The organism is Mycolicibacterium houstonense, from assembly GCF_900078665.2.
GTDB classification, from domain to species: Bacteria; Actinomycetota; Actinomycetes; order Mycobacteriales; family Mycobacteriaceae; genus Mycobacterium; species Mycobacterium houstonense.
Window position 1 is genome coordinate 1 of sequence record NZ_LT546212.1, and the last position, 12816, is coordinate 12816.

17 protein-coding genes and 1 pseudogene are annotated in these 12816 nt (G+C 59.0%); 1 reads left to right on the forward strand and 17 read right to left on the reverse strand.

All coding sequences use genetic code 11. The features are described 5' to 3' along the window. The 15 genes and pseudogenes from BN4332_RS32210 to BN4332_RS32285 all read right to left on the reverse strand — a co-directional run. Nucleotides 1-428 (reverse strand): annotated as a pseudogene (locus BN4332_RS32210) (hypothetical protein); the annotation flags it as partial. An 81-nt stretch (nucleotides 429-509) separates the two neighbouring features. Beyond that, nucleotides 510-953 (reverse strand): hypothetical protein, encoded by a 444-nt coding sequence (locus BN4332_RS32215; RefSeq protein ID WP_200820480.1) that lies wholly within the window; start codon nucleotides 951-953, stop codon nucleotides 510-512. After that, entirely contained in the window at nucleotides 934-1248 is a 315-nt protein-coding gene (locus tag BN4332_RS32220) for an HK97 gp10 family phage protein (protein ID WP_066904350.1), read from the reverse strand. Before BN4332_RS32220 ends, BN4332_RS32215 begins: the two co-directional genes overlap by 20 nt. Beyond that, the gene (locus BN4332_RS32225; protein ID WP_084459495.1) at nucleotides 1245-1577 is read right to left on the reverse strand and encodes a hypothetical protein; all 333 of its coding nucleotides are present in this window, start codon (nucleotides 1575-1577) and stop codon (nucleotides 1245-1247) included. The genes BN4332_RS32220 and BN4332_RS32225 overlap by 4 nt, the downstream gene beginning before the upstream one ends. Before the next feature lie 2 nt (nucleotides 1578-1579). Beyond that, entirely contained in the window at nucleotides 1580-2149 is a 570-nt protein-coding gene (locus BN4332_RS32230) for a hypothetical protein (protein WP_066904353.1), read from the reverse strand. Between the two features lie 2 nt (nucleotides 2150-2151). Next, nucleotides 2152-2982 (reverse strand): phage capsid protein, encoded by an 831-nt coding sequence (locus BN4332_RS32235; RefSeq protein WP_066904357.1) that lies wholly within the window; start codon nucleotides 2980-2982, stop codon nucleotides 2152-2154. Between the two features lie 16 nt (nucleotides 2983-2998). Then, nucleotides 2999-3607: a hypothetical protein gene (locus tag BN4332_RS32240; protein WP_066904360.1), complete on the reverse strand. Its 609-nt coding sequence runs from the start codon at nucleotides 3605-3607 to the stop codon at nucleotides 2999-3001. Between the two features lie 76 nt (nucleotides 3608-3683). Continuing rightward, nucleotides 3684-5285 (reverse strand): hypothetical protein, encoded by a 1602-nt coding sequence (locus tag BN4332_RS33910; RefSeq protein ID WP_200820481.1) that lies wholly within the window; start codon nucleotides 5283-5285, stop codon nucleotides 3684-3686. Then, nucleotides 5272-6705 (reverse strand): phage portal protein, encoded by a 1434-nt coding sequence (locus BN4332_RS32255; RefSeq protein WP_084459501.1) that lies wholly within the window; start codon nucleotides 6703-6705, stop codon nucleotides 5272-5274. Before BN4332_RS32255 ends, BN4332_RS33910 begins: the two co-directional genes overlap by 14 nt. Before the next feature lie 17 nt (nucleotides 6706-6722). After that, the gene (locus tag BN4332_RS32260; RefSeq protein WP_084459496.1) at nucleotides 6723-8357 is read right to left on the reverse strand and encodes a terminase large subunit domain-containing protein; all 1635 of its coding nucleotides are present in this window, start codon (nucleotides 8355-8357) and stop codon (nucleotides 6723-6725) included. A gap of 3 nt (nucleotides 8358-8360) precedes the next feature. Next, a complete protein-coding gene (locus BN4332_RS34815; RefSeq protein WP_066904466.1) occupies nucleotides 8361-8819 on the reverse strand; it encodes a phage terminase small subunit in 459 nt (152 codons plus the stop codon). A 186-nt stretch (nucleotides 8820-9005) separates the two neighbouring features. After that, nucleotides 9006-9716, reverse strand: a complete 711-nt coding sequence (locus BN4332_RS35275) for an HNH endonuclease (protein ID WP_074133277.1) — start codon at nucleotides 9714-9716, stop codon at nucleotides 9006-9008. A 105-nt stretch (nucleotides 9717-9821) separates the two neighbouring features. Beyond that, nucleotides 9822-10184 (reverse strand): HNH endonuclease signature motif containing protein, encoded by a 363-nt coding sequence (locus tag BN4332_RS35280; RefSeq protein WP_074133278.1) that lies wholly within the window; start codon nucleotides 10182-10184, stop codon nucleotides 9822-9824. Beyond that, nucleotides 10184-10807 carry a glycosyltransferase family 25 protein gene (locus BN4332_RS32280; protein WP_074133279.1) on the reverse strand — a complete coding sequence of 208 codons (624 nt, stop codon included), beginning with the start codon at nucleotides 10805-10807 and terminating at the stop codon, nucleotides 10184-10186. Before BN4332_RS32280 ends, BN4332_RS35280 begins: the two co-directional genes overlap by 1 nt. Beyond that, nucleotides 10807-10989: a hypothetical protein gene (locus BN4332_RS32285; RefSeq protein WP_066904375.1), complete on the reverse strand. Its 183-nt coding sequence runs from the start codon at nucleotides 10987-10989 to the stop codon at nucleotides 10807-10809. The genes BN4332_RS32280 and BN4332_RS32285 overlap by 1 nt, the downstream gene beginning before the upstream one ends. Nucleotides 10990-11111: 122 nt before the next feature. On the opposite strand from BN4332_RS32285, the gene BN4332_RS33490 reads away from it, so the two are divergent. After that, nucleotides 11112-11252, forward strand: a complete 141-nt coding sequence (locus BN4332_RS33490) for a hypothetical protein (protein ID WP_160110996.1) — start codon at nucleotides 11112-11114, stop codon at nucleotides 11250-11252. 39 nt (nucleotides 11253-11291) lie between these two features. On the opposite strand, the gene BN4332_RS32295 is transcribed toward BN4332_RS33490, so the two are convergent. Beyond that, complete coding sequence (locus BN4332_RS32295; RefSeq protein ID WP_066904378.1) at nucleotides 11292-11993, reverse strand: glycosyltransferase family protein; 702 nt, start codon at nucleotides 11991-11993, stop codon at nucleotides 11292-11294. After that, nucleotides 11990-12811: a hypothetical protein gene (locus BN4332_RS32300; RefSeq protein WP_066904382.1), complete on the reverse strand. Its 822-nt coding sequence runs from the start codon at nucleotides 12809-12811 to the stop codon at nucleotides 11990-11992. Before BN4332_RS32300 ends, BN4332_RS32295 begins: the two co-directional genes overlap by 4 nt. Nucleotides 12812-12816: the final 5 nt, after the last annotated feature.

The following is a 12816-nucleotide window of genomic DNA, read 5'->3' on the forward strand; positions in this document are numbered from 1 at the left end:
ATCAGCGGCTTCAGGGTGTCAACCGCGGTGAACTTGATCGTCTTACCCTTCTCGGTGATATCCGAGTCATACGGGAAATTCGACTGAAGGATCTTCAGATCATCCGAGTTCGTATTCGGGTTGCGCTCAGCGCCACCATCTTCGGTCTGAGCACCGATGTACCAAAAGCCCTCATTCGCAGTCGCAACAGACTCCCACTTGCCATCAACCAGACGAGAAGCGAACAAGTCGGCACGCAGCTTTCCGTCCTGGGCGAACGGAGACCACGCAACAGTGGTCAGATCGTCCTCAAACGGCGAAATGTTGGTGGCAGCACCACGATTGTCGCGAACCAGGACGGCCTGCAGGCCACCCCGCTCCGACGCGGCACGGTAAAGATCATTGAAACCGCCGGCATTCCAAGTCGTGCCGGTCACGGGTTGCACCATGGGGTGCTCCTCTCAAGAGAAGGGAAAGACCGGAAGACTCCGGCAGAACAAAGAATTCGGGCTGTAAAACCAGGCAGATAGCTAGGCAACAGGGGTGTAGGAGACGCCGATTTCGTAGCGGGCGACGTACCGGACCACGGCGGGGTCCTCGTAGTCCACTTGGGTGGGGGCCATACGCGGGATGCAGTAGTCGACGTTCACGACCACACCTGCACCCAAGATGTCGGAATTGGCAATCGTGGTCATCGGGTTGCAAGCCAGAACGTTCATCCGCCGGTGCGACTTCTCGGCCTCAGCCAACGCCTCAACATCACCCACACCAAACGAATGCACCGAAACCGACGCCACATCAATCCCAACAACAGGATCATCCGAACCCGCCACTCGATGCACCAGCCGAAACGGAACCGGATCCCCGGCCTTACGCCGAGTACCAGTACGGCCCAACGGCCTCAACCACGCGATCACGACCTTCTCGACCGACGGAGCCGAATAACCCAACAACTCAGGACTTGTCATGCGCATACCCACCAAACTGCTTAGCCGTCTTCTCGGCAGGCGCATGCTCAGGCACCTTCTCGGAACCAAACTCCACAATGTGCGCGTGCTCCGACGTGGCGCCGACCTTGCCGCGCCCCTTGGTTGTGGACCGTTGCGTAACCTTCACGGAATCCCGATACTCACCCGAATCAACCGGCGAGTTGTCTTTCCACGCGGGAACGACTTGCGATTCCATGAAGTCGTTTACGCCGTCGTTGACCTCGGGCAGGGCGTCAAAATCCTTGAGATTGATGCCGTACTTGCCGAGAGGGTTCTTCACGAAACCTTCTGCAACTCAACAACGATCCCCGGCTGCCAACCGTGAAAACCATGGGTCATATCACGCAGTCCGACAACGTTGTAGGTATCGCCGTCGATGGTGAACGTGTCCTTGAGGGTGACCGGATACTTTGGCATAGCCACATCGGTATCGGCCACTTCGGTTTCGGTTCGCGTTACGCTCCCCTGCTCCTCAACGTGCGGCCCAATCGAATACGCCAAACGCTCCACAGGAACACCCGGCACCGTCGCCGTGTTACCCAACGAATCTTCACCCGTACCCGTTGCGGGAGTGTGAATCACTGGGATCCGCGCCAACTTCTCAAACACACTCACAAGCGATGCACAATCACATTCGGCAACTTCGATCGGAAACCTCGGGCCTCGCACACCTCATCCTCGGTCAGCAGCGCTGTCGAAGACACGTGGTCAGCCATCCGCAACCGGAAGTCGGCGCCGGCAGTGATGTCCGTAGCCATCGACTCAGGCGAACCAGGCTCCACACTGAGATGCCGAGCCACAATGCCAGCCACAAGGCCAGACACCGCAGCCGGAACATCCACACGCACGAAGTCCACAACAACCGGATCACCAGTCAGCAACGCGCATCCGTTCACTGACACGTTGAACCAGCCTGGGACATGCGCTACGCAATCCACCTCGACACCGTCAACGTCCTTTACGGTCGTCACCGATTCGGCGTCGGGCAGATAGATCCGGCCATCGATCACCAACACACGAACCTGCACCGCGCCCGGTGTGAAATCGCGGTTGGCTTCCCGCGAGACGCTGCCAGAAACACGCTCCAGCAGAGCGTCCACGCGGGCCTGCTGAGACTCACTCAGAGAGTCAGCATCAGCCAGACCAAGCGCGGCGGCGACGTCATCGCGGGAAGCCAGCACGACTAGCTACCAGCCCGGTTGAACACCAGAACGCCCGGAGCCTTCACAACCTTGCCGCCATAGACGTGCAGGCCACGAACGCGATCAGCGAACTTGTCATTCGCGCGCAGACCCTCAACCTTGTCGATCTGCGACACGAACGCAGCGGCACGCTGATGGAAGAACACAGCCTGCGGAGAATCCGACTCAGGCAGGTTGTTCGAAGACACCACACGGAAGCCGAGCAGACGACCAACAGTCGCCTCACGCAGGCCAGCGGTGTCACCCGAAGTGTCGAAGCTGGTCAGCTTCGAATCGGCACCCAGAAGCAGCGCCTCAAACTCGGCGTTCACCACAGCGACACGCATACCGTCATCCGGCACGTTCGCCTTCTGCATCAGCTTGCGAGCATCCTTGATGATGTTGAACGCAGCATCACCGGTCGTCGGGTTCGAGGACCACGGCATACCGGTAGCGTTCGCAACCAGCAGGTCCGCAATGAACTCATCCGCATCGGTAGCGAGCGAATCGCCAGCGGCATCCGTGTACAGAGGCAGCAGGTCATGGTTAGCCTGCGCAGCGTCGATGTCATCGACATAGAAGTCGAAGTTCTTCTCCTGGTCGATCAGGATGTCGACACCGGTATCGGTGATCGCGTCCGCAGTCGTGGTACGGCTGTTCGCCTTGTAGTCCTTGACAGCGGGGGCCACAACGCCGGGGATGTGGACAGTGTTGCCCTTGGTGGCGTCACCCTCGTACTTGCGGTCCAGCAGGGCGCCGAACACATTCCGGGCGATGTAACGCTCCAGGATGTAATCGGACCAGATTTCAGGAATGAAATTGTCAGCAGCCATGATTGACGGCTTCCTTTCAGTCGGTACGGCCAATCAGCGCATCGACCTGCCCGTTTTTGTAGGCGTCAAGGCGCTGCTGCCGTGTCATGTTTTTGAGTTCGTCCCGGCTCAACTGCTTAGGGCCAGAGACCTTCGCATCTGAAGTGACCTCGGCTGCCGGAGCGGCTGCCGGAGCGGTCTTCTTCGACTTCAAAGCCGCATCAAGCCGCGCCTCGAAACGCTGCTTCCAACGCTCAGCGGACTCCCGCATCTCTTCCTCCGTCTCACCCTTGATGTCCTCGGGGTCAACGTCGGTAGCGCGGGCCACCTCTGCACGCCAGCGTGCGAGTCGTTCGGCTTTCAGGTCAGCACGGATAGCATCGATTTCGCTCCTCGGATCGAAATCGTCCTTGCCGCCAGCTTTCTCGCGGAGTTCACGCCACTTCTGGGCGTCCTCGAAGTTCGACTTCGCGCGGTCCTCATGTTGCCGCGCTTTCGACTTCCAAAAGTCCACAGTCTCAGTGGGCTTCGGCGCAGACTCACTCTTCACCTCAACAGGCTCAGCAGTGACCTCTGCTGCTGCTTGGGTACTCGGCTCCGTTTCGGCGCCAGCTCCAGGCATGTCTTTCGGGGTAGCTTCAGACACAGATGTTTCCTTCCCATGCGGGATCAGATTCGCGGCCTCTTACAGGCCAAAACCCACCCAGAAACGGTGGGAAGACTTACTTCAGGTCCGCTTTCGACGTGAACTGCTGCCCACGCCAGGCGAGAACCGGACCAACCTCGCCATGCTCATGCGTCACGATCAACTTCCGGTAATCGGGAGCGCGTCCCCCACGATCCGCCACACCAGCAAACGCCTTCACCTGATCATGCGTGGAATTCAAAAGGTCAACGTCGATCACCTGATCCAGATCCATACCGCGCGGAAGCACATCAACGTCGCAATCGCAATTTGATACAATGTGATTGTTTGCTGAGTACCAGCCCTCACTAGTGTGGAGATTAAAAACGTGACCGCTAAAACCGACCCTGCGAAGATGGATAACGCTGTCTCGCTCTACATCTCCGGAAAGTCTGCCTATGAGATCCAGGCCACGACTGGCGTACAGCGCAACAGTCTCCGGGCCGAACTCATTCGCCGGGGCATCGAACCTCGGGGGCGTTCCAGCGCCGGAAAGCTCCGCGCCTCGAAGATGACCGACGAACAGCGCGCCGCCCAATGCGCCGCCGCGCACCTCGCCGCCACCGGGCGTAAGAAGACGTGGGCGGAACAGGCCAAGCGCGCCGCCAGCCGGGAGAGCAATCCCCCAGCCATGAGCATTCACGAATCGACTTTCGCCAACATGCTCACTGACAAGGGCATTCCCTGGCGCAGAGAAGTCGCGGTCGATATATACAATGTCGACTTCACCATCGGCTCCGTCGCCGTGGAAATCCTGGGCGGCGAGTGGCACGCGTACAAGGGGGAACGCCACCCGCGCCGCATCAAAGAGATCCTCAATGCGGGCTGGTCCCTGATCTACCTCTGGTCCACGACCAACCACCCCATTACTGCGGCTGCGGCGGAATACTGCATCGCCTACGCCCAGCAGGTGAGCCGGAATCCATCCCTTATCGGTGAGTACCGGGTGATTCGGGGTGACGCGCACCTGATCACCGCTGGCCGTGGAGAACTCGATCAGTTCGCCCTCGAACAGTCTGCGCGAGATAGCGTTAAGCGAACCCCAAGCGAACTCGCCGCTCACGCTTCCAGCATCCGGTGGCAGCGATACCGCTGAATCCCCGGGCACGCACCCCGGATGGATCGGCATCAAGTTCCCCCGCCGATACCGCTGCGTAGACGCGATCACGCACAGGCCGCAGTTCTCCCGGCCCGTCAACACACGCCGAAAAAACTTCGCCCCACCAGCCTGCAACGACACATCAGCCTGACGAACCTTCGCCATCTGCACATCAGTCCCAGCAAGATTCTGCAACCGACGCCCACCAGCATCCAACGCCTTCTCAACCGACTTTCCACGAGCCAGCTCAGTACGCGCCGTAACAATCGGACGCGCATACACCTGCTCAGCCGGAACACCACGACCACCAACAACATCCGACGAAACCGCAACCGGATCCGTGCCAGTCGCCTCACCGAAATACACCGACGTATAGCTAGCGATCTGCTCCTGCGCCGCCTGCACAGTCGGCACCATCAACTCAACAAGACGCGCCAAACCCTCATCATCTAACGTCGCCGCAGCCCACACTTCAGCCGCATACGCCAAAAGCTGTTCACGAATCGCAGCCGCTACAGCCGCATAATCAGCGTGCTCCACCACTCACCGGCTGCGACTGCTGGGCCTGCCCTCGTTGCGCCGGCTGCGGGGCCTGGGCCTGCTGCGCCTGGCGATTCGCGCTAAACAGAGCCAACTGCTCCTTCGCCCGGTCCAAATCATCCTGCTTCGACTGCTCCGGCGAATAATTCAAAATATTCCGCCGAATCGACGCCCAAGACTCACCAGCCGCCTTCGCCTGAGACGCCGCAGAATACTTCTCCGACAACGTCACCCGCTCAACAGACTCAAACGACACATCCACCGTGTCCTCAACTTCGACACCCTCAGTCGCCAACGCCTTCACCAAAATCGCCCCAGCACCAACCTTCGCCACCGCCAAACGCCGCTCACACTTGAAGATGTGACCCTTCTCAGTGTTCTGCGCCCCCTCAGCCGACTGATTCGCACCATCAGGCATCAACATCGGCAACGGAGTCTTCGTCGCAGCAGACAACATCCGAATGTCATCCTTCGACGCCGTCAACATCGGCGTGATATCCGTAGTCTGAGACTCCCAAATATCAACATCCGGAGGCAGATCCCACAACGCACCCGGCGCCGGCTCAAAGATCGCCGCGTAGTCGATCTGATTGCCATGCTCGTCAGTCGTCGGCATCGGAGCGCCGTTATCGCCCTGCTTCTTCCTCAAAGCACGCTGACGATACGCCTGCATCGCCATTGTGGACATACGCCACAAGATGCCTCGGTTGACCCGGTTTATGTCGTCCAGATGCGTTTCGAACTCGCCAACGCCACCAGGATTCGTATACACGACCACCGGAGGTGCGCCATCGGTCTCCACTGGCTCGGAATCCACAGGATCCCAGCCTCCCGAGATCCGCGTAACCAACCGCTTCGACGCCGAGTTCTGCACATAGCAATCACGGGAAAACTTCTGCCGCAACCCCATGCACCAAACGATCGCGAAATCCTTCTCGACGTCCAGATCCCGCCACCAACGGATCGCGGCCCGAACCCGCCACGGCTGCAACGGATCCACCGCCACACACATCGTCTCCGGCGAATCAGCAGTGATCACCGCACGGCCATCACCGCTCTGCCAGCACGTCAAATACGACTCAGAGAACGTCAGACCATACTCAACCCACTCGCGGAACACGCTGTCCATACGGTTATCACGCCAAATCCGCTGAGCCTGCTTCGCAACCTCAGAATCCGCAGAACCACCCACCGTGATCCCATTAGGCACAATCCGATCCGCCACAGCATCACGAATCAACAAACCCCAGTTCGTCCGCGCCTCACGCTGAAACGCCTTCCACGACGCCCGCGTATTCTTCGTCATCTCAGGCAACGGAGCATCACCATTCACATACCGCGCCAACAACCGCATACGCGGCATCCGATCATCGATACGCTTAGCCAGTATCGGGAGCCACTCTTCGGGCGTAGAAGCCATGCCGACTCCCTCCAAACTCAATACAAACGGCGAGGAACGTACGAATGCTTCGGGCGCGGCTTCGCACCCTCACGCCGAGCATCAACACACGCCGTCCACGACAACACCGCCGACATAGCGGCATCAATCTTGTCCTCAAGCCGCCCATCCTGCTTCTGCAAAATCCAATGCGGCTGACCAAACTCATCAACAGTCTTCAACTCTTTACGCGCCGAATTACCCATGTGCTCCAGCAACGTATCCCGAAAAACGTTGTCCGCATACGACACAATCCGCGAATCAATCGCCTCAACATACGCACGCAACGCCGGCACCATCCGCGACTTCACCTGCGTATGCCACTCAACAACCTGATCCGGCCAACGAGAAGCCCAAGACGCCACAGGCTCATACCAATGCGGCGGATCGCAATACAACCGCCACACTTCGTATTTGGTCATCATCTGCGCAACGAGATCCGTCACCTCGTCAACGGGGACTTCCCACTCATCCACGTTCTCCGGACGCTCCCAACAACCCAGAAGCATCTGCCGACCAGTCGACACCTCAGTAATCGTCAACGCCGTTGCATCACGGAACTGCGCCCCATCAAAACCCGCAGTGACAAACGCCCCATCCGGAATCGACTCGTCAACCTTCAGGCCCTCAACCTTGACCATGTCAAACGCCTGAGAACCACCCTGACGCCAACGGTTCAACCACACTCGTTCCAGGAACGGCTTATCCGCACCAGGCCGATCCCACTGAGACGCAATCTCATCAAACTGGCCAGGACCAAACTCCCCCGCCGGCCCCGTCGCTTCAGCAATCGCCCGAATGCGCTCATCCTTGACCGACAGGTCATGACCGCCATCATCAGTCCTGTACAGATAGAACAAATCCGGGCGCTCAATATCGCCCGCCGCGATCTTCAACGCCTCAGCATGAACATTCTCAGCAACCGAACCCTGCCCAGGCTGACCAGCAGTCCCCACATACAACGACCACGGATCATCCAACGGACGCTTCGGCAAATTCGCATCCATCGTCTGATGCGCCTGCAACTGACGCGGCAAATACAACCGGTGCGGCTCATCGAAACAATTCATCGTCGTACGAGCGCCATCACGAGAACCCGGCGAGTTCGCCAACGGAACAGCCTTACCGTCCTCGCGGCCACGCGGATCCAACCGGCAGATACGCTCTTTCGACACATCAAACAGATCCGCGTCCGGACCCTCCGCGATGACATACGTCAACGCACCAAACGCCAGTTCCTCAACCTGCTCAACCGAAACCGCAAGCATCGGAATGTACGGCGCACGGACAGGCCGGCCCACCGGATTCCCGTAAGCATCCCAACCGTCGAACCGCGTCGGCCCCTCAGGATGCAGCTCACAGAACGCCAACAACGCCTGCTTCTCCGTCTTAGCCAAACCCTTACGAACCGAGAGACCAACCCGCTTGAACCGGCGGCGCCCCTCCCACGGATGCCCCTTCGGGTACACCTCGTAAGCCCGATAGATGAACGCCCGGAACTCCGGATCAATCACATACGGCTCACCCTGCAACGACCCCGGGCCATAGACCGCGCGCTCCTCAATCAACGCGCAAATCTGCGGACCCAACGTCGGCCACGGCTCCGGATCAGGACCCGGAACAACAAGAAGCATCAGCTACACGGCATACAAGCCGCTACGGGGATCATCACCCGACGGCGGAGGCGGAGTAGCCGGCTGATCGGCCTTACGCCGCTTCGACCCCTTGGCCTTCGAATCCTCAGTCGCCTCGATCTGCCACTCAAGTCGGCGCCGCGCTAACGGGTTAGTCCCATAGTCGGCATCAGCCTTCTCAAGACGAACCTGAACCTCGGCCCGCTGCCTCGGCGTCTCAGCCAACCAAAAATCGTTGTACAACATCGCCACACGAAGCAGACCATTAATGTCCATCTCCGCGTACTCAGTAGCCATCGGAGACGACCACAAATCCGACCACCAACGACGAGTCAACGAATGCCAACCGATCTCATCCGGCAACGGCGGCTCTTCAACATCATGATCCGCAGACAAGGTCGCGCGCGTAGAAGCCTTATTGGCCCTCGCGCGAACACTCTGATCCTTCAAGTGATTCGGCATCATTACCTCCCGTTACGGGAACACGCAGGCAGCCCGTTTCGGGTGCATAGCCTGACTAATCAATGGCCCGGGGAACCGTAGGCGAGAAAATCCGCAGCCCCATCCGTAGGGCGGCGGGAGGGCACCCACGGCCCCCACCCCTCCCCCTCGTTCACATTTCCGCAGGTCAGGGCACCTGCCTGGCCTCTATCCGATGAGCAGTAGTTGCTCTCCTCCGCCACGATCGCCCTTCAGCGAGTTGCAGAGGAAGCAAGCACAGCGACAGTTGCTTGGTTCATGTGTGCCGCCGGACGCTAGGGGGATGATGTGGTCCAGGGTTGGCGCCTTGGGATGTGGCACCTTCTTGGTTTGATCTGTCTTCTTGCCGCATAGGTGGCAGCGGTAGCCGTCTCGATTGAATACCCTTTTGCGGTACACCGGTTCGACATAGGCTCCAGCCTTGCGCGCACGCTTACGTTCTTCGTGCGCACGCCTCATGCACGTGTCGGTGCAGTATCGGCTACTTGCGTGTTCGGACAGGTACCAGTCGCCGCAGCTTTGGCACTGTCCCGAAGTCCATCGTCGGTGTGGTGATCGAACCGTGCCGTCGCCCACGTAGAGCGCAGGCAGGCGCCGTTCGATTGCGCGGCGTCGCATGGCTTGGATGCGTGCGCGCTCCCGAACCTTCCATTGGCATTCACGTGAGCAGTACTTTGCATCCGCGTCAGTGCGGCCTTGGAACTCTCGACTGCACTCAGCGCATATCCCGGTCTTGGTCTTGCGGTATCGGTAGCCGGATGCTTTGCGCTTGGCGTTCTGTTTACGTGTCGATGCGGTGCGTGCGCACTTGTTGGTGCAGTACTTGCGCTTGCGTCCAGTGAACGCGCCATCGCATTGGGAGCATGTATGCTCGTTCATGTCGAACTCCTCAGTAGTTCGGCCATCGCCCCGGGACTGTTGGCGCAGTCGCCGGGGCTCATTGTTGCTTTTGATTTTACCTAGCAAATTTGCTGGTTGAGGAGGTTAGTTGGCCCTCCGTGACCGCACTTGGTGTCCTTGTGCGATGTGTCCTTCGTCTGCGGACTTCTTCTTGTGGCACTCTTTGCAGACTGCTTGGCCGTTGGCTGCGTCGTATTCGGTGCCGCCTAGCCCTACTGCGAGTATGTGATCTGCTTGGTTTGCCCGCCCTGTGCAGCCTTGGTATCGGATCTGACACCACCAGCCGGCACGATCGAGCACTACCTTGCGCCATGCTTCGTGTCGTGGGTCTTTGGTGCGTGGGTTGCCTTTGCCCCATCTGTGTTTGGTGGTGTGGGTTGGGCAGTGGCGTGTGGGTGTGAGTGTGGTGCAGGTTGGGTGTGCGCAGACGCGTGGTGCTCGTGGCATTAGCCGAGTCTCACTTGTGTTGTGTTCCACGTTGGCTGGCCGTGTTGCCAGGCTTTGCGTGGTTTGTTGTTGGCGTGTTGGTGTGTGACGAGTGTGGGTTCGTCTCGGTGTTCGACCATGCTTGGCCAGGTGTACGCAACCATGTGTCCGTTGGCTCTTGCCCATTCGGTTATGGCTTCATCGATGGGGGCTTTGGATTTGTGTGCGAGTAGGTCTGGGATGTGCTCGACGCGGATGGCGTAGGCGACTGCGTGTAGTAGTTGTTCGCCTATGATCCAGGCTGCGTTGTTGTCGGTGGCTTTGGTTGCGGCTTGGCGTATGAAGCGTTGCCATTGAATTGGATACGACGTGCCGAGGTAGAACGACAGGATCGGTGCGGGTGCGAGTTCCAGTGCGTGGCTCAGGTTGTCTGCCCAGTTGTCGCACAGGATCGCATCGTCTTCGAGGATCACTGCCCACTCAGCGTCTTTGGTGCTGGCCCATTCGAGGCAGCGTCGGTGGTTTCCGCTGCATCCGCGTGTGCCGTTGTCGAATGATGCGAAGGTTGCGCTGGCTTCTTCCATGAGTTGGTGTGCTGCGGCGCTTCGGGTTAGGTGGGCGACGATGGCGGTGTGGTGTGTCATCAAAGCTCGGTGTATTCGCGCGTCCTTTGCAGCGGCCACGGATCGTTCGGTGTGATTCGGACGCTCCAACTGACGATCTGTCCGTCTTCGTCGCGGTCTGCGTATTCAACGTCGATCTTGGCGTCTTCGCATTTGAAGATGGGGTTGCCGTCTGCGTCGATGACGACGATTGCGCGGTTCATTCCGGACCCCTTGCTCTGACTTTGGTGGATTGCACGGCTACCGTCTGGTGGGGTGCCATGCGCGGGGTGATGGATCCGTAGTCATATATGGGATCCACGGCCATTGAGCATCGGAGCCAGCCGTGGCCTTCGTCCTTCAGGATGTGGCCGTCGTGGTCTTGCCCGTCGAATTCGACGATGACATCGTCGCCTGGTTGCCAGCCCATACGTTTGAGCCTATTCGCTTGTGTGACTGGTTGATCGGGTTGTTACCAACCATCTGATGCGGTACCAGATGATGAGTAGCCATTGCCACAGGAACATCAGTTGCCGCCTGCTGTGAGTTGGCGGATTCGTTCTGGTGTTTGGGCCGCACGGTAGAGCTGGTAGCGGGCCTTGTTGCGTTCGGTGGCGGCGCGATCCTCGGGCGTCAGGTGTGAACCTTGGGCGCCTGAGAGGTGGTACATGTGGTAGCCGTTGCCTTCAACGAATCGTGTGGGTCCGCAGCAGATCCGGAATGCTCGTTCGCAGGCGTCGTCGTCGTACCACGCTCCGCTGAACTCGGTTGGCCATTGTCCGATCGCTTCGATGGAGGCTCGTGATACAACGTTGACGGCGCCGATGGATTTGTATTCGCCGCGCACCTGTTCTGCTTGGGCTTCTGCCGGCGCGATTGTGTGGGCGCGAACAAGTTCTGTGTCGGCCTCGGTCATCGCCATGAAGCGTGAGAACGGGACCACGAGTCCAGGCTTTTCGGCTGCCATCTCAACCGCTTGCTCGATCTGGTTGAGTGAAACGATCAGGTCTGATTCTGCGTACACGATCACGTCTGCACGTAGTTGTTGTGCTGCCGCGTTGTAGCAGGCTGATCTGTTGAATTGGGCGTCTCCGGTTTGTCCGTCATCGAAGACGTGTGCGTATATGCCGAGGCTGGCCCAGTGTTCGAGTGCCCGGTTGAGGTTGGCTGGGCGGCGCCAGTCTTTGCCTCGGTCTCTGAATGGGATTGCTACGGCGAAGCTCGTCATGTGAGGTATTCCTCTGCGACGTCTTTGTACCAGCGGCGCATCTCGTTCCACTCTGCGTCGGGTATTTGTTGTGGCCCGAATGAGAGGTGGCTGGCGGTAAAGCCTTGCAGGATCAGCCGTGGGAGTGTGTTGGCGGCGCCTTCGTCTCCGAGTTGGGGCCATTGTTTGCAGTCGCGTCCGGAGATGATTCGGGGTGATCGTGTTCCGAGTGCGTTGGCGATTGCGCAGAGTGTGGGGTGGTCCATGCCGATGAGGTTGATGGATAGCCAGTCGTCGGTTGGGAACGCTTGGATGGGTTGGCCGATCATCATGTCCCAGTTGCAGAAGTGGTCGTGGCTGGCGCGTGCGTAGTCCGCTGATTCGTGGACGTCTAGCAGTGGGATGTTCAACGCGGTGAAGCGTTTCCATAGGCTGTGCTCTAGCCGTGTGGAGGCACCGTTGTTGACTGTTTTGGCTGAGATGACTGATCCACGGTTTTCATCGATGGTGTCGATGAATGTGCCGAAGCGTTTGGTTTCGATGAACACAACGTCGTCATCGAGTTTCACGAACAGGGCGTCGGCGTATTTGCGGTTGGTGTAGTGGCGCCATACGTCGTTGAAGCCGGTCCAGGCGCATCCGCCGTAGTAGTCGGATCGGACGGTGATGCGGTCTCCGGTGATGGATTGGACGTATTCGTGGTCGGTTTCGTTGCGGCATAGGTCCCAGAGGTGTACTTCGACTTCTGGGTTTTCTTGGATGATGCGGCGTAGGTATGGGAGTTGCAGTTCGATGTTTTCGCGGCGACCGTAGAAGGTGAACAGGATGACTCTCGACAAGGTCG